This is a genomic window from Aquaspirillum sp. LM1, from assembly GCF_002002905.1.
Lineage (GTDB): Bacteria > Pseudomonadota > Gammaproteobacteria > Burkholderiales > Aquaspirillaceae > Rivihabitans.
The window spans coordinates 571,168-587,768 of record NZ_CP019509.1; the positions used below are offsets into that span (position 1 = coordinate 571,168).

The window sequence follows — 16,601 nt, forward strand, 5'->3', positions numbered from 1 at the left end:
GCTCGAATTGTAACGCGAAGCGTGGCAGGCCGGGCGGCGCATGTGCTGGCGCGCAACGCGCCCGTTCAGCCTGCCCGCGTGCTCAAGCTATTGACCAGCGCCAGCAGCGGCGGGGCAATCTGTTCGCGCATCGCCTGTTCGGTAAACAGAAAGGCCGGGCCGCTGGCGTTCAGGCTCATCCATGGCTGCCCTGGTGCCAGCGGCGGCACCGGCACCGCCACGGCAAACACTTCGGGCTGAAACTCACCAAACGAGCAGCAAAACTGCTGACGGGCGTAGTCGCCCAGCGCCTGCTCCACACTGGCGGCAATGGCTGGCCAGTGCTCGCCGTACTGCACTGCCAGCGCCGGCATCAGTGTATTGCGTTCGGCCACCGGCATGGCCGCCAGATAAGCGCGGCCAATTGCCGTGGTGGCCAGCGGCACCCGCGAGCCCACGCTGAGCTGCACCGTCACCCGCGCCCGGCTGCGCACGGTTTCCAGATACATCATGTCCAGCCCTTCGCGAATGGCCAGGCTGACCGATACGCCGTGCGTTTCGGCAAACTGCTGCATGCGCGGGGCAATCAGCCGGCGGGCGTCGAAACTGGCCAGGGTGGCGGCGGAGAGCTCCAGCACCGCCAGGCCCAACTGATAGCGCCCGGTGCTGGCATCCTGATCCAGATAGCCCAGCTGGGTCAGGGTGTAGGTCAGCCGCGACACCGTGCTTTTGGGCAGGCTGGTGCGGCTGGCCAGGTCTTGGTTGGACAGCTGTGGCTCGCCGCTGCGAAATGCCGCCAGCACCGCCAGGCCACGGGCCAGGGCAGTGACAAACAGCCGGTCTTTGTTTTCAGTGTCAGAAGATTCCATCGCGTTTCCGTGTGCGGGCCGTGGCTGGCGTAGGGTGGTCAGACTGGGCAAACCGCAAAAAAGTGTCCAGACAGTGGCCGATGGGCGGCTGCCGGGCTGGGGCTTTCCGCCCTGGGTGGGGGCGGAGGTGAATTTTGCCACTTTACAGCAGACGCGAGCTTGGCTAAAGTATTCTGCATTGTAAAACACTATTCCGCAAAGCGGAACAAAAATCCCGCCAGACAGCCCGGCTGACCGGCGTTCCCGACCCGACTGATTGCAAGGAGATACACAATGTCCGCTTCCCGCCCGGCTTTTCAATGGGATGACGCCCTGCTGCTGGAAAGCCAGCTGACCGAAGAAGAGCGCATGGTGCGCGATTCGGCCCGCGCCTACTGTCAGGAACAACTGCTGCCACGCGTGCTGACCGCCAACCGCGAAGAGCGCTTCGACCGCGAAATCATGAGCGAAATGGGCGAGCTGGGCCTGCTGGGCTGCACGCTGGACAACTGGGGCTGCGCCGGCCTGAGCCATGTGGCCTACGGCCTGGTAGCGCGTGAAGTCGAGCGGGTGGATTCCGGCTATCGCTCGGCGATGAGCGTGCAAAGCTCGCTGGTGATGCACCCGATTTACGCCTACGGCACCGATGCCCAGCGCGATACCTACCTGCCCAAGCTGGCCACTGGCGAATGGGTGGGCTGCTTTGGTCTGACCGAGCCGGACGCTGGCTCCGACCCCGCTGGCATGAAAACCCGCGCCCGCAAGGTAGACGGCGGCTGGACGCTGAACGGCAGCAAGATGTGGATCACCAACAGCCCGATTGCCGATGTGTGCGTGGTGTGGGCCAAGGACGACGAAGGCGAAATCCGTGGCTTTATTCTGGATCGCGGCATGCCGGGTCTGAGTACGCCGAAGATTCACGGCAAGTTCTCGCTGCGCGCGTCGATCACCGGCGAAATTGTCATGGATAACGTGTTTGTGCCGGATGACCACCTGCTGCCCAATGTCAAAGGCCTGAAAGGCCCGTTTGGCTGCCTGAACAAGGCCCGCTATGGCATCGCCTGGGGGGCCATGGGCTCGGCGGAATTCTGCTGGCACGCTGCCCGCCAGTACACGCTGGACCGCAAGCAATTCAACCGCCCGCTGGCCGCCACCCAGCTGGTGCAGCTCAAGCTGGCCAATATGCAAACCGAAATCACCCTGGGCCTGCAAGCCGCGCTGCGCGTGGGCCGGCTGATGGACGAAGGCCAGGCCGCGCCGGAAATGATCAGCCTGATCAAGCGCAATAACTGCGGCAAGGCACTGGACATCGCCCGCGTCAGCCGCGACATGCACGGCGGCAATGGCATTGCCGATGAATTCCACGTGATTCGCCATGTGATGAACCTGGAAGCGGTCAACACCTACGAAGGCACCCACGATGTGCATGCGCTGATTTTGGGTCGGGCGCAAACCGGCATCCAGGCGTTTGGCTAAGCGCTGCTTACACAACCTGCCTGGCGTGGTGGTGTGGCCTTGCCGTATCTGCCCACACGCCTGGCCAGGATTGCTTCGCTGGGTGTGGTGAACGGCGCTAACGCTGAAAAAATCGTCATTCCCGCGAAGGTGGGAATCCAGGGCTTTGATTTTGCTGGATTTTGCTTTTGGCAAACACGATTTTTCTGAATACATCAGCGCTTCCCTAATGCCATTGCGTCGGCAGGCCGATACCCGACGCCCAGCCGCCCTCACGCCGTCGGGCGTCAGCAAGATCATGCGCGGTCGAGGGGGATCTCACCCTCCATCACTTTGCCCGGCCCTTTTCAGGACCGGGCGTTTTTTATCGGCCCCCGCTGCGGGGTGGGCGCGGGCCGGCAAGGAGTCAATATGAGCGGAGCATTAGACGGCATCAAGGTGCTGGATTTGTCGCGGGTACTGGCCGGGCCTTGGGCCAGCCAGTTGCTGGCCGATCTGGGGGCCACGGTGATCAAGGTGGAAAAACCCGGTGCCGGTGACGACACCCGCCACTGGGGGCCGCCCAATCTGCCCGATGGCACCGCCGGGTATTTTCTGGCGGCCAACCGGGGCAAGCAGTCGATTACCGTGGACATCACCCAGCCGGAAGGACGGGCGATTGTGCAGCAACTGGCCGCTGAAGCCGATGTGTTGCTGGAAAACTACAAAGTGGGCGGCCTGAAAAAATATGGGCTGGACTACCCCACGCTCAAGGCAATCAACCCACGCCTGGTGTATTGCTCAATCACCGGCTTTGGCCAGACCGGCCCCTACGCCAGCCGCCCCGGCTACGACTATATTGTGCAAGGCATGAGCGGGCTGATGAGCATCACCGGCCCGGCGGAGGGCGAACCGCACAAGGTGGGCGTGGCCGTCACCGACCTATTCACCGGCCTGTACGCCAGCAATGCGATTTGTGCCGCGCTGCTGGCGCGCGAACGCAGCGGTGAAGGCCAGGCGATTGATCTGGCGTTGTTCGACTGCGCGCTGGCCATGCTGGCCAACGTCAACATGAACTGGCTGATTGGCGGGGAAGTGCCCCCGCGCCTGGGCAATGCCCACCCGAATATCGTGCCGTATCAGGTATTTGCCACTTCCGACGGCCATTTTATTCTGGCTTGTGGCAACGACAGCCAGTTTGCCCGCATCGCCGAGCTGTGCGGCCATGCGGAATGGGCCACCGACCCGCGCTTTGCCCGCAACGCCGACCGGGTGGCACATCGTGACGCGCTGACCCCACTGCTGGCCGAGGTGTTTGTCACCCGCACCCGCGACGACTGGCTGGCCGCGCTGGACGCGGCTGGCGTGCCCAATGGCCCGATCAATACCGTGGATCAGGCGTTTGCCGATCCGCAGATCGTGGCGCGCGGCATGCGGCTGGATTTGCCCGATGCTCAGGGGCAGCCCGTGCCGCAGGTGGCGTGCCCGATTCAACTCTCCGGCACGCCAGTGGTGTACCATGCCGCCCCACCCGCCTTGGGGCAGCATACCGAGGCGGTGTTGACGTCGTTGGGAAAGACGGCAGAAGAGGTGGCCCGCCTGCGGGAAAACGGCGTGGTGTAAGGGGGCATGAATGCAGGGTGGATGGCCCTGGATGCTCACCTGTACGGAATCACAATAAAGCAGGGTGACGCGCGCGGCCATCCGCACAGACCACTGCCCCCTTCCCTAACGTCACCAGCAAGCTGTGGCATGCTTGCTGCACGAGGTGCCTGGCTCAGGGATAATTTCAAACGCTTGTTTGACCTGCCGGGGATTTGCATGCATGATTCGCGCAACAAGCCACACCAAAAAACTGCTGTTGCGGCGGATGACAAGGAGACTGCGGTGGAACGCGAATACATGGAATACGACGTGGTGATCGTGGGGGGCGGCCCGTCCGGCCTGTCTGCGGCGATTCGCCTGAAACAACTGGCCGAACAGCACGGGCGCGAGCTCAGTGTCTGCCTGCTGGAAAAAGGCTCGGAAATCGGCGCGCACATTCTGTCTGGGGCGGTGCTGGAGCCCACCGCGCTCAACGAGCTGATTCCCGACTGGAAAGACAAGGGCGCGCCGCTGAACACCCCGGCTGGCGAAGACCGCTTTTTGCATCTGAGCGAAACCGCCGCCACCCGGCTGCCCACCCCGCCGCAAATGAACAACCATGGCAATTACATCATCAGCCTGGGGAATTTCTGCCGCTGGCTGGGCGAACAGGCCGAAGCGCTGGGCGTGGAAATTTACCCCGGCTTTGCTGCCGCTGAAGTGCTGTACCACGAAGACGGCTCGGTCAAGGGCGTGGCCACTGGCGACATGGGCGTGGGCCGCGATGGCGAGCCAACCGATGCCTATCAGCCGGGCATGGAACTGTGGGCCAAACAGACGGTGTTTGCCGAAGGCTGTCGCGGTTCACTGACCAAAACCCTGTTCGAGCGTTTTGACCTGCGCGCCGACAGCGACCCGCAAACCTACGGCATCGGCATCAAGGAGCTGTGGGAAGTCAAGCCCGAGCATCACCAGCCGGGCAGCATCACCCACACCACTGGCTGGCCGATGGACAGCAAAACCTACGGCGGCTCGTTTTTGTATCACCTGGAAAACAATCAGGTGGTAGTGGGCTTCGTGATTGGCCTGGACTACGACAACCCGCACCTGAGCCCGTACGACGAGTTCCAGCGCTTCAAGACCCACCCGGCCATTCGCCCGGTGTTTGAAGGTGGACGGCGCATCAGCTACGGCGCGCGTGCGCTGTCCGAAGGGGGCATCCAGAGCCTGCCCAAGCTGACCTTCCCTGGCGGCTGCCTGGTGGGCGACACGGCGGGCTTTCTGAATGTGCCCAAGATCAAGGGCACGCACACGGCAATGAAGTCCGGCATGCTGGCTGCCGAAGCGATTTTTGCTGCGCTGGGCGAAGATGTCCCTGCGCGCGAGATGACCGCCTACCCGACTGCCTTCCGTCATAGCTGGCTGTTTGACGAACTGTGGCGCGTGCGCAACATTCGCCCGTCGTTCCACTGGGGCTTCTGGCCGGCGCTGGTGTACTCGGCGCTGGACACCTATGTGTTCAAGGGCAATGCGCCGTGGACCCTGCGCCACAAGCGTCCGGACCATGTCTGCCTGAAGCCGGCAGCGGAGATGCCTAAAATCAGTTATCCCAAGCCCGATGGCGTGCTGACCTTCGACAAGCTGTCCAGCGTGTTCATTTCCAACACCAACCACAGCGAAGACCAGCCGATTCATCTGCGGCTGAAAGACGCCAGCGTGCCGATTGCGCTGAACCTGGCCCGCTACGACGCCCCCGAGCAGCGCTACTGCCCGGCGGGCGTGTATGAAATTGTCCGCGAGGGCGACGCCGCGCCGCGTTTGCAGATCAACGCGCAAAACTGCGTACACTGCAAAACCTGTGATATCAAGGACCCCAGCCAGAACATCAACTGGACCACACCAGAAGGTGGGGGCGGGCCGAACTACCCTAATATGTAAGTCATTTCAGCGGTGGGAGCCCGGATCGGGCACGCTACGTGGTGCAAACGGGGCGCTTTTTGAGCAAAGCGCCCCGTTTTTTTGCGCCTGCTGGCTGGCCATATTGCGCTGCTCTGTCACCATCCTGCCATATTGTGGCAGGAATACAACATAGCGGTATTTTGCACAGTATCTTTTTAAATCAGTGTCTTAGATGTTTTTTTGCCAGAAATTCCGCAGTGCGGAAATCGGCAAAAAGGGCTTTGTTTGTATTTTCACAACGCCAGCGACTATATTCGCCTCCATGACGTCGCCGTCAATGCGCGATGCACAGATGTTCTTTATTGGGCGGCCAAGCCGTGTCCAACTGAACCTTTGACTGACTTGAAAAGGATTTTGCAATGAAAAAACTGATCGCTCTGGCAGTTGCTGCCCTGCCGATGGCCGCCATGGCCGACGTGACCCTGTACGGCACCATCGAAGCCAGCATCGAAAACGGTAAGTCCCTGAGCTACAGCGGCGGTGCCGCCAAGTCGACCACCCGCATCGACGACACCGGCTCCCTGATCGGCTTCAAGGGCAGCGAAAACCTGGGCAACGGCCTGAAGGCTATCTGGCAAGTTGAGCAAGCCCTGTCGATCGACGGCACCAACGTCAACGGCAACAACACCTGGGCAACCCGCGACAGCTTCGTGGGCCTGACCGGCAACTTCGGTACCGTGCGTCTGGGTAAGCTGAGCTCCTACCTGAACTCCGACATGGAAAAGTATGACGCGTGGATCTACGGCGCTGGCGTGAACGGTGCTACCGTGACCTCCGCCAACACCCTGGACACCCGTTACAACAACTCCATCCGTTACGACAGCCCGAGCCTGAACGGCTTCAAGGTGGCTGCTCAGTACGGCTTTGACGAAGCCCGCACCACTGTGAAGGGCAACCGCTCCAACAAGGCCGTGTGGAGCCTGGGCGCTGGCTACGAAAACGCTGGCTACTACGCTGACATCGGCTACGTGTCCTTCCAGGACACCGACGCTTCCGCTTCCAAGGACGGCAACTACTGGCGTCTGGAAGGTGGCTACAACGCCAACAACCTGCTGGTTGCCCTGGCCTACGGCCAATCCAAGCTGTACAAGGACAGTGCTGTGAACTCCACCAAGGCCAAGGAAGCCGCTCTGACCGTGGGTTACACCATGGGTGCCCTGACCCCGAAGTTCACCTACGCTCACGTGTGGGACACCAAGGTTAACGGCACCAAGGCTGACGACGGCATCAACCAGTACGTGATTGGTGTGGACTACGCCCTGTCCAAGCGCACCACCGCTTACACCTCCTTTGGCTACGTCAAGCACGACAACATCATCGTTGCCGGCACCGACGAGCGCAAGGAACGCACCCTGGCCGTGGGCGTGCAACACAAGTTCTAATTCAGGCGTGTCCTGATGTGAATGAAAAAAGACGACTTCGGTCGTCTTTTTTCATGGTCTGGTGCAGTCAGGCCGGCCAGGCGTCGTGTTGCAGGATTTTCATCCACAACACGGCAGCGCGCTGGCATACTGTGCATCGTATCGTTTTTGTGAGCTGACTTTCTTGGACGACATTCCCTTATCCGGACTCATCGGCATTCTGATAGTCTTGTTACTGATCTCGGCGTTTTTCTCCATGTCGGAAACCGGCATGATGGCGGTCAACCGCTACCGGCTGAAAAACCGCGCCGCCCAGGGCCACACCGGTGCCCGGCTGGCGCAAAAGCTGCTGGAACAAACCGACAAGCTGCTTGGCGTGATTCTGCTGGGCAATAACTTTGTCAACTCCGCCTCGGCCTCACTGGCCACGGTGATCACCTTTCGCCTGTTCGGCCAGAACGAAGCCGCACTGGGCCTGGCCACCGTCGCCGTCACCTTTGCCATCCTGATTGTTTCCGAAGCCACCCCCAAGGTGATTGCCGCCACCCGTCCCGATCAGGTGGCCGTGGTCGCCAGCTATCCGCTGACCGTGCTGCTCAAGGTGTGTTATCCGATCGTGTGGTTCGTCAATCTGTTCGTCAAGGGGGCGATTCGCCTGCTGCGGGTGCAGCCACAACCAGAAACCACGGTGTTGACGCCAGAAGAACTGCGCGTGCTGGTGCTGGAGTCTGGCCAGTTTATTGCCAAGAAACACCGCACCATGCTGCTCAACCTGTTTGAGCTGGAAAACTTCACCGTTGACGACGTGATGATTCCGCGCAAACAGCTGGAAATGATTGACCTGGACGCGCCGATTGAACAAATCCGCGAACAGCTGATGACCTGCCATCACACCCGCCTGCCGGTGTACCGCAGCGGCTACGACAATGTGGTGGGTTTTCTGCATGTGCGCAAAGTGCTGCACCTGGCCACCGAAGACATTACCGTCGAGCGCTTGCTCAGCATTCTGCGCCCGCCCTACTTTGTGCCTGCCGGCACCCCACTGTTCACCCAGTTGCAAAACTTTCAGGAAAACCAGCGGCGGATTGCCATCATTGTCGATGAATACGGCGAAATGATGGGCCTGACCACGCTGGAAGACATTCTGGAACAAGTGGTGGGGGAATTCACCACCCATGCGCCAGGACAAAACCCACTGGCCCAGCGCCAGGACGACGGCAGTGTGCTGGTGGATGGCAGCATGAGCGTGCGCGATCTGGTCAAATTAATGGAAGTCAATTTCGACCTGGACGGCCCGAAAACCGTCAATGGCCTGATTGTCGAGTATTTCCAGGACATTCCTGAGCCGGGCACCTGTTTCCGCCTGTCGGGCTGCGTGTTTGAAGTGCTGCAAACCCAGGAGCGCGGCGTCAAGCGTGTGCGCATCCTGCCGCCGCATTGATGCCGGTGCCGCTGCCCGACAGCGTATGGCTGTCCGCGCTGGCCCTGCTGGGCCTGGCGCTGGGCAGCTTTCTTTCCGTGCTGGTGGCGCGTGTGCCGCTGCTGCTGGCCGAAGATGCCCATCCCGGCCATGTCCGCCTGCTGGCCCGGCTGAGCTGGCCGCCTTCCCACTGCCCGCACTGCCAGCAGCGTCTGCGCCTGGCCGAACTGCTGCCGCTGCTCAGCTGGCTGCGCCAGCGTGGCCGCTGCCGGCATTGCCAGCAGCCAATTGCCTGGCGCTACCCGCTGCTGGAAGCGCTGATGGCGCTGCTCAGCGTGATGCTGGGCAGCCGCTATGGCCTGACGGCCACCTTTGCCGCCGCCCTGCTATGCTGCGCCACCCTGCTGGCGCTGGCGTGGATCGACGCCGAAACGTTCTGGCTGCCCGACCTGCTCACCCTGCCCTTGCTGTGGGCGGGCCTGCTGTTTGCCAGCCTGGCCAGCCCGTGGCAGCTGACTGCGTCGGTATGGGGGGCCGCAGCAGGCTATGCCGGCCTGGCCGGGCTGAATGCCGGCTACCGTGCCTGGCGTGGCCAGCCTGGCCTGGGGGGCGGCGACGCCAAGCTGCTGGCGGCGCTGGGGGCCTGGCATGGTGGGCTGGCGCTGCCCTGGCTGCTTACCCTGGCCGCACTGGGTGGGCTGATCTGGGCGGTGTGTACGGGGCCACTGCGCGCCCGGCGGGCGCTGGCGTTTGGCCCGTTTCTGGCCATGGCCGGCATTGCCTTGTGGCTCTGGCCTTTGCCGCTGTGGCTGGCATGGATGGAATATTAAGAGCCGCTCACCAAACGCAGCGTAGCGATTCTGGCCAGGCGCACGACCGTAGGGAAGCCGTACGGTAAGGTCGTGCCGCCACGCCAGGAGGGTTTTGCGAGCTGCCTTATAAGGAGATTTGACATGATTGACAGCCCACAAGGCCCGCGCTGGGTGCTGGCGCTGACTGGCGGTATTGGCAGCGGCAAAAGCGCGGTGGCGCAACGGCTGGGCGAACTGGGGGCCGGGGTGGTGGATACCGACCTGATTGCCCATGCGCTGACTGCGCCGGGCGGTGCCGCCATGCCGGCACTGATGGCGGCATTTGGCCCAGAATGCGCCCAGGCCGACGGCGCGATGGATCGGGCGGCGATGCGCGCCCGGGTGTTTGCCGACCCGGCGGCGCGCCAGCAGCTGGAGGCGATCCTGCATCCGCTGATCCGCCAGCACACCGAGCGGGCGTTGGCGGATTGCCCCGGCGAGTATCTGGTGCTGGTGGTGCCATTGCTGGTGGAAACCGGCAGCTATCTGGCCCTGGCTGACCGTGTGCTGGTGGTGGACTGCCCGGAAGAGATGCAAAAACAGCGGGTGCGTGCGCGCAACGGACTGGCCGATAGCCAGATCGACGCCATCCTGGCCAGCCAGGCCAGCCGGGCGCAACGGCTGGCGCACGCCGATGACGTAATTGACAATTCAGACAGTTTTGCGCAGCTTGGGCTTCAAGTGGATGCAAAACACGGCTATTATCTCGCACTGGCGCGCCTGGCGTGCGCCAACCGGGTTGCCGATTAATTTTCATACTCCTGCCGTGGCCTTGTGATCAGCTTTGAATTTCCTATTGTCGAACGTGTGCGGATCCTGCTCAGGCTGGAAGAACTGTTTCGCCGGCTGACGCATTTTTCCAGCGCCGACGGCGCTGACGAGCACCATGTTGCCCTGCAAACCCTGTTTGACATGGCCGAGCTGGGCGCGCGTGGTGACTTGAAATCCGAACTGATTCAAGACCTTGAACGCCAGCGCTATGCGCTGGAGGCGCTGCGCGATAATCCGGCCATTGCCGAAGGCGCGCTGGAAGCGGTGCTGGGTGAAATCGAATCGGCCATGACCCGCCAGCTGGAGTTCACCGGCAAGTTTGGCCACGAACTGCGCGACAACGAGTGGCTGATGAACATCAAGCAGCGCACCGCCATTGCCGGCGGGGCCTGTCAGTTTGACCTGCCGTCGTATTATTTCTGGCAAAAACAATCCGCCGAGGTCCGCCGTGCCGACCTGCAACGCTGGTCTGCGCCATTGCTGGCCACCCGCGATGCGGTGGGCGTGCTGCTCAAATTGCTGCGCGACAGCGGCAAAAGCAACACTTTTACCGCCCGCCACGGCGCGTTTCAGCAAATGTCCGGTGGCAAGGTGGTGCACCTGATTCGCATCACCCTGGATGCCAGCCTGGGGCTGGTGCCGGAAGTATCCGCCAATAAATATGCGGTGAATGTGCGCTTTATCGAGCCTACCACCCACTCGGCCCGCTCCCGTGCTGCCACGGCGGATATTCCGTTTACCCTGGCTTTTTGCAAACTATGAGCGACGCCCCTGATGTGCGCCCACCGCCGGTGGTGCCCTGCCCGCAATGCCGCCGCCCGGTCACATGGACCACGGCCAACCCGTTCCGGCCATTTTGCAGCGAACGCTGCAAGCTGATTGACCTGGGGCAGTGGGCCAATGAAGGCTACCGGATTCCCACCCCACATGGGCCGGATGGCAGCGAGCCCGACCCCCAGTAGCGCCCCCACCTGGCCAGCGTGCTTTCCCTGTTCCAATACCCATCGGCCTGATCCCGTGCGTGGCAACCCCCGTCCTTCAGGGCGGGGAAGGATAGCGTGGATTGCGCAGCAATCCTGTTTTTGGGTTTAGTGCGGCGTTTTTAGCTCACAGCAGTAGGAATCCCCGTCTTTCCGGTCTTTAAAGACTGGCGAGCGTAAGCGAGAGGGCGTGGAGGATGTCAACTTTGCCAGAATCCTGAGCCTCAGCAACGCCCGAACGCCTGCATTTTTTTTCATTGGGCAAGGTGATATTACGCCTTGACTGCCAGCAGGCCAGCATCGCTGAGCGGAGGAAACCATCATGCTGAAAATCAAATTTGGCAGCGTATTTGACGACAAGTGCGACTTGCTGATCCTGCCGTGCAATGACCAAGGCGGCGTAACCGGATGGGTGCGGCACGAAATCGAGCAACACCACTTGCCCTTCTGGAAGCAAAAAATACCGCACGGCGAGGTGTTCTTCTCGACGGTGCAAACCCTGTATGAAAAAGCCGACTGTGTGGGCTATGCCGCTTCGGTGAGCGTGGCCACCGGTTGCGCCAGTCTCGAGGCCATCACCCGCATCACCCAGCGCATTGGGCGCTTTCGCCGCGACAACGACTGCTCCCAAGTGAATCTGCCCTTGCTGGGCGTGGATGCCCGGCTGGACCATTTTCATCTGAAGCCTGGCATGGATGTACCACAATGGATGACCAACGAACTGATCAAGGCGCGCAGGGTGCTGCTGGTGTGCGATGTCCATTACGCGGAAAAAGCCGACATGCGCAAGGCTGGTGTGGGCTGGGAAACCATGATCATTCAGGGCGACATGCTGGTGCAGGGCGAACAGAACAGCAAGTACATCGTGATTTCCGTGGGGGACTTTGAACAAAACACGCCTATTTATATGAAGTCGCGACTGGCCATGCCGCAAGAACAGGTGGACGCCGACATCACCGGCTTGCTGGAGCTGATTTTTGAAGTAGAAACCGCGCCAGCGCTGGGTCCGGTGCCGACGTGGGTGCAACAAAGACGTTCAGCCAGCCAGACCTGATAACAACTGCACGACGCCCGATCCCGCGCTCAACACGCAAACCCACACTGGCTGCAGCCATGCACGGCTTCTTCATGGCGGCGTTTTTTGAACAATGTGCACAGGATGAAGCGGCCCACCTGACCGCCATTTTGGGCGTCGCCCCAATCAGAAACCCGCTCGGTGTCTACAACAACACCGTGGCCAGAATGTGGCGATAGGGCGCTGTTTGCAAAAACAACAGCATATCCTGCGGCTGTGCTTGCCCGATGGCCAGTACACTGGCTAACCATCGTTTGCGCTCGTCCACCAGATTGGCGTCTTTGTTCAAGCCCAGCATATCGCGTGTTTGCACCACAGCATGACGACGCTGCCTGCTCAGCCCGGCTATCGGCATGATGGTTCCATCGGTGGACAGCATCCACTCCGCATTGCAGCCTGGCTGTGGCTCAATCGGCAGCAGGCCGGATTTTTTCTGTTGTCCGCAGGTTTTTGGATTGATGCAGCTGTGGGCGTAATTGACGTAGCTAAAGCACAGGTGCGGATGGCCGTGCGGGCCGTCCTTGGGCTTGATGTGGTCTATTTGGCCTTCGTTTGGCCCCAGGGGTTTTTCGCAGTAGACGCACAAGCCGCCCTGATCGGCATTCAGATCAGCCTTGACTTGCCGCTTGACCGGCTGAAATGCCACGCTGGAAAAATCCGCTGGGGTTAACTGCGGATTGGCCGCCACAAATTCGCTGAGCAGTTCAGTGGGCGTGGCCCGATGCTGTAATTCGATCATGTGGATTTGCCTTCCATCGCCCGCCGGCTTGCCAGAAAGCGCCAGGTGGCCAAATCGCTGTCATGAAACTGATAGCCAGCGGCATCCAGTTTGCTGCGCAATGCACGGGCCTCATCACTGTGTTCCTGATTGGCGCGCACCAGCAACTCAAATTGATGGATATCGTCCTGAATCGGTAACGGCGGCGCTTGATGTACGCCCATCACTTTGGCCAGCGCCGCGCCTGACTCATGCGCCAGCGGGCTGAAATCCGGCATGCGCGCCATGCCACCGGCGGGGGTGAGCGCAATCTCCCGGATATTGTCGCGCGGCAGCGTGCTCAGCACCTGTGGGCTGTGGGTGGTGACAATAAACTGGATATTGGGAAAAGCCCGCCGCAATGACGATACAATGGTTTGCTGCCAGCTGGGGTGCAAAAACATGTCCACTTCGTCAATCAGCGCAATGCCAGGCGTTTGACGGGCGGCTTCTGCGCCCAGATGCGGATTAAGCTTATAGGTGCGAAACGCCAAATCCGCCACCATGGCAATGGCGTTTCTGGTGCCGTCGCTGAGCATTTCCACCGGCATGGTGCCAAATTGAGGATGATCCATCACCAACTGCTGATTTTGGCTTGCCCGGTATTGCAAACCATGCCAGCCAGTGGCTTCCTGCACCAGCGCATCCACTGCGGTCGTCACCACCGCAATCACTCCGGCAAAGCGTTGCCCGGTTTCGCTCAGCGGCTGCTTGCGCTCCAGCGCCAGAATCTGCTCTTCGCGATAACTGCGAAACACCCAGCCGTACCAAGCACAAAACGCCTTGAAGCTGGATACATAAGTCAAACACCCTCGATAGCCCGACGTGCGTGAATATTCGCTATTTTCCAGCGTCACCTCTTTGGCTGCCGAAGTAAAACGCCCTTCAAACCATAACCGCGATGTCCCCAGATAACTCACCAGCGGCAAAATCACCGCCTCGCCCGCGCGCACCTGCCGCTCCAGCTGGCTGGCAAATGTCTTGAGCTGCTTGGCGGCGGCATTCTCCTGCGCATTGGAACGGGGCTTCACCCGCTCGCGGGTTTGCGTCCACACCCGCTCGCCCATCCCATCGTCCCACACGCCCTGCGCGCTGATCCGCGCCGGCAACTGCGGCTCCATCCCACCATCAGGGCGAGGTGCCAAGCGCACATCGGCAATTTCCAGCGTAGCGCCGCCCCCTGCCCCCGCGCCCAGATCAAAGCCTTTGACATAAGACCACAGCGCCACGCGGGCAGCATCCAGCACCGTGGTTTTACCGCTGCCATTGGGCGCGATCAACACGGTGAACTCGGGGTGAAAATCCACCGCCAAGTGCTCAAAGCAGCGGAAGTTTTCTAGGGTGAGGGAGGTGAGGTGCATAAGGTTTTTAAGGGAAAGTCGAATCAAGATTTTATCTATTTTTATTTTTTGGTATTTATCTTGATGTTGTGGTTTAACGGGTTAAGATGCAGCCTATTTTATATTTCCAAATCGACAAATATGGTAAGTTCCAAGTAAAAAACTAAAATATTTCTTCTCGTGTTTTTCGTAGTTTTCATATGCTGCTTTGGCAAATATTAGTATGGTCAACGTGGTAAAAGCTAGCATCAAGCAAACAATCAATATGCATGATGTTATCGAAATATTCTTGATAAGATAATTGATTGTTGTGTACGCGGTAGATGCTGCGCATAAAAATATAGAAGCTCCTATAGAGTTTACTTGAAACTCCATGTAATACCAGTAACTTTCCCTTAGGTATTGCAATGTAACCACATCAGTTTTATTAAGCAGAAAAGCACGAACATCAAACCCATTATGGCTCATCGGGATATGGTTATTTGGGATATTTAATAGCTTGGCATAATGATGCTCCATCTCTGAGAGTGCCGCTTTTTTAAAATCAACAAACATTTTATTGCGGCTTTCAAATATTTTACCAATATATGGAATCGTCCATTTGAAGTGGATTGAGTTGGAAATAATTCCAAACAAGATTGAGGTGGATGCAATAAGCACTATTGAAAAAGCTGGGGTTTTGGCTAGTGCAGTGATCAAGGTTTGAGTTTTTTGACTATAAGGAAAAAGAATATAACTATCCGTAAATAGCACCATTCCACATAAAAGCAATAAGCCAGGCAAAAAAGTTTTGAGTAAATTTCCGTATGAGAACACACCTGACAAGTTCATGTTTTCTCCATTATTCAGTGACTAAAATTGGCTATTTTGCTTTAGTCGTAGAGGGTGGATTGGTGAGTTAGTGTTTATTGCATAAAAACGGTATTTTGCTGCGAAAGCCATTAAATTAAATCAATAAAACAAACAGTTTTTTAATGCAATTTCTGCTGTGCGCCATGTTACGAACAAAAAAGCCCCAACAATAAAGCACTTAAATTGCTTTTCTAGGGATATGCTGAAAAAATCGTCATTCCCGCGAAGGCGGGAATCCAGGTTGTTGATTTTGCTAGGTTTTGATTTTGGCAAACACGATTTTTCTGAATAAATCAGCGCATCCCTAGGTATGCGCTGCACTCTATTTCCTGAGGTTCTAATGCATGCTGTAATTGATATTGAGCGTCGTAAAACTTTTCTTGTTGTCCTGCCTCGACTGTTATATTGTCAAATATTTCATTATTATTTCTCATGAGTATCTGTATGTTGTAAGTAGATATGCTGCATTGAAGGTGTTTGCAGCCAGCAAAAAAACTATATCCCCAAGCGCAAATGGCTAATATTAAGAACAGCAAAGGCCATGCGATGATGGCAGAATTGGCTGCCTGTGTACTATAAGCAACTGATGCTCCTGTGGCCGCAAGTAAAAAATAAACATATTTCGCTGTAACTTCAGCGGCTGCTTTGTATAATTCATCCGAGGTCGTTTTGATCATGTGTGCCCTGCTTCGCCTCTTAAAATTACTATAGTAACAATCCCCCGGCAGAGCCGGGGGCCTTCATGGTGTGAGCCGCTCAAAGCGGCTGAACGGGGACGCTAACGCGGCCCCGCTTTCTTGGTGCCATTGGCACCGCATCCCTTACGTCAGCTTCAGCTGCTCCAACCGTTCATCCTCTTTTTCCTGATCCCGGATGTACTTTCGGATCATTTCCTCATCCCGACCCACTGTCGAAACAAAATACCCTCTCGCCCAAAAACTCTGCCCCACAAAATTCCGCCTGCGTTCTCCGTACACTCGGGCAATGTGGATCGCACTCTTCCCTTTCATGTACCCCACCACTTGCGATACCGCATGCTTTGGCGGGATCGCTATCAGCATATGCACATGATCCGGCATCAGGTGCCCTTCCAGAATCTCGCATTCCTTGCGCTGCGCCAGTTGTCGGAACACCTCTCCCAAGTGCTTGCGCAGGCTCGCATACAACGCTTTCCTTCGGCACTTCGGAATGAACACCACATGGTATTTGCACTCCCACCGACTGTGGCTTAGGCTCTCAAATTCGTCCATCGTGAAACTCCCTTTATCGAGTGTGCTTGGCGGCTCACTCTGGAAGTTTCATCGATGGACTCCCGTAAACGTCAAACTTTTACTGTCACCCCGGCACAGCCGGGGGATTTCCCGTTATGGTTTAAATAAAACTGGTTGTT

Annotated in this window: 16 protein-coding genes; 10 read left to right on the top strand and 6 right to left on the bottom strand. The window is 58.6% G+C overall.

All coding sequences use genetic code 11. The features are described 5' to 3' along the window. Window positions 1–65 precede the first annotated feature (65 nt). Window positions 66–848, bottom strand: coding sequence for an IclR family transcriptional regulator (locus BXU06_RS02590; RefSeq protein ID WP_077296543.1), 783 nt, complete (start codon window positions 846–848; stop codon window positions 66–68). A 273-nt stretch (window positions 849–1,121) separates the two neighbouring features. On the opposite strand from BXU06_RS02590, the gene BXU06_RS02595 reads away from it, so the two are divergent. The 10 genes from BXU06_RS02595 to BXU06_RS02640 all read left to right on the top strand — a co-directional run bounded on the left by BXU06_RS02595 (window position 1,122) and on the right by BXU06_RS02640 (window position 12,241). Continuing rightward, on the top strand, window positions 1,122–2,303 hold the full coding sequence (locus tag BXU06_RS02595; RefSeq protein WP_077296545.1) for an acyl-CoA dehydrogenase: 1,182 nt from the start codon (window positions 1,122–1,124) through the stop codon (window positions 2,301–2,303). A gap of 390 nt (window positions 2,304–2,693) precedes the next feature. Next, complete coding sequence (locus BXU06_RS02600) at window positions 2,694–3,884, top strand: CaiB/BaiF CoA-transferase family protein (protein ID WP_077296547.1); 1,191 nt, start codon at window positions 2,694–2,696, stop codon at window positions 3,882–3,884. A 279-nt stretch (window positions 3,885–4,163) separates the two neighbouring features. Continuing rightward, window positions 4,164–5,783 carry an electron transfer flavoprotein-ubiquinone oxidoreductase gene (locus BXU06_RS02605; RefSeq protein WP_077302598.1) on the top strand — a complete coding sequence of 540 codons (1,620 nt, stop codon included), beginning with the start codon at window positions 4,164–4,166 and terminating at the stop codon, window positions 5,781–5,783. A gap of 380 nt (window positions 5,784–6,163) precedes the next feature. Then, the gene (locus BXU06_RS02610) at window positions 6,164–7,186 is read left to right on the top strand and encodes a porin (protein WP_077296549.1); all 1,023 of its coding nucleotides are present in this window, start codon (window positions 6,164–6,166) and stop codon (window positions 7,184–7,186) included. Between the two features lie 208 nt (window positions 7,187–7,394). Beyond that, window positions 7,395–8,606, top strand: a complete 1,212-nt coding sequence (locus tag BXU06_RS02615; protein WP_256364057.1) for an HlyC/CorC family transporter — start codon at window positions 7,395–7,397, stop codon at window positions 8,604–8,606. Then, window positions 8,606–9,415, top strand: coding sequence for an A24 family peptidase (locus BXU06_RS02620; protein WP_150125066.1), 810 nt, complete (start codon window positions 8,606–8,608; stop codon window positions 9,413–9,415). The genes BXU06_RS02615 and BXU06_RS02620 overlap by 1 nt, the downstream gene beginning before the upstream one ends. A 123-nt stretch (window positions 9,416–9,538) precedes the next feature. Next, window positions 9,539–10,186 (top strand): dephospho-CoA kinase, encoded by a 648-nt coding sequence (gene coaE / locus BXU06_RS02625; protein WP_077296551.1) that lies wholly within the window; start codon window positions 9,539–9,541, stop codon window positions 10,184–10,186. Window positions 10,187–10,210: 24 nt separating this feature from the next. After that, entirely contained in the window at window positions 10,211–10,969 is a 759-nt protein-coding gene (zapD, locus tag BXU06_RS02630; protein WP_077296553.1) for a cell division protein ZapD, read from the top strand. Next, complete coding sequence (locus BXU06_RS02635; RefSeq protein ID WP_077296555.1) at window positions 10,966–11,169, top strand: DNA gyrase inhibitor YacG; 204 nt, start codon at window positions 10,966–10,968, stop codon at window positions 11,167–11,169. The genes zapD and BXU06_RS02635 overlap by 4 nt, the downstream gene beginning before the upstream one ends. A gap of 340 nt (window positions 11,170–11,509) precedes the next feature. Next, entirely contained in the window at window positions 11,510–12,241 is a 732-nt protein-coding gene (locus BXU06_RS02640; RefSeq protein ID WP_077296557.1) for a hypothetical protein, read from the top strand. Window positions 12,242–12,407: 166 nt separating this feature from the next. On the opposite strand, the gene BXU06_RS02645 is transcribed toward BXU06_RS02640, so the two are convergent. The 5 genes from BXU06_RS02645 to tnpA all read right to left on the bottom strand — a co-directional run bounded on the left by BXU06_RS02645 (window position 12,408) and on the right by tnpA (window position 16,461). Further along, complete coding sequence (locus BXU06_RS02645) at window positions 12,408–13,001, bottom strand: retron system putative HNH endonuclease (RefSeq protein ID WP_077296559.1); 594 nt, start codon at window positions 12,999–13,001, stop codon at window positions 12,408–12,410. Further along, the gene (locus tag BXU06_RS02650) at window positions 12,998–14,380 is read right to left on the bottom strand and encodes an AAA family ATPase (RefSeq protein ID WP_077296561.1); all 1,383 of its coding nucleotides are present in this window, start codon (window positions 14,378–14,380) and stop codon (window positions 12,998–13,000) included. The genes BXU06_RS02645 and BXU06_RS02650 overlap by 4 nt, the downstream gene beginning before the upstream one ends. Window positions 14,381–14,473: 93 nt before the next feature. Further along, window positions 14,474–15,190, bottom strand: a complete 717-nt coding sequence (locus tag BXU06_RS17175) for a hypothetical protein (RefSeq protein ID WP_150125067.1) — start codon at window positions 15,188–15,190, stop codon at window positions 14,474–14,476. A gap of 314 nt (window positions 15,191–15,504) precedes the next feature. Further along, complete coding sequence (locus tag BXU06_RS17180) at window positions 15,505–15,888, bottom strand: hypothetical protein (RefSeq protein WP_150125068.1); 384 nt, start codon at window positions 15,886–15,888, stop codon at window positions 15,505–15,507. Window positions 15,889–16,032: 144 nt separating this feature from the next. Further along, on the bottom strand, window positions 16,033–16,461 hold the full coding sequence (gene tnpA, locus BXU06_RS02655; RefSeq protein WP_077296563.1) for an IS200/IS605 family transposase: 429 nt from the start codon (window positions 16,459–16,461) through the stop codon (window positions 16,033–16,035). Between the last annotated feature and the right edge of the window lie 140 nt (window positions 16,462–16,601).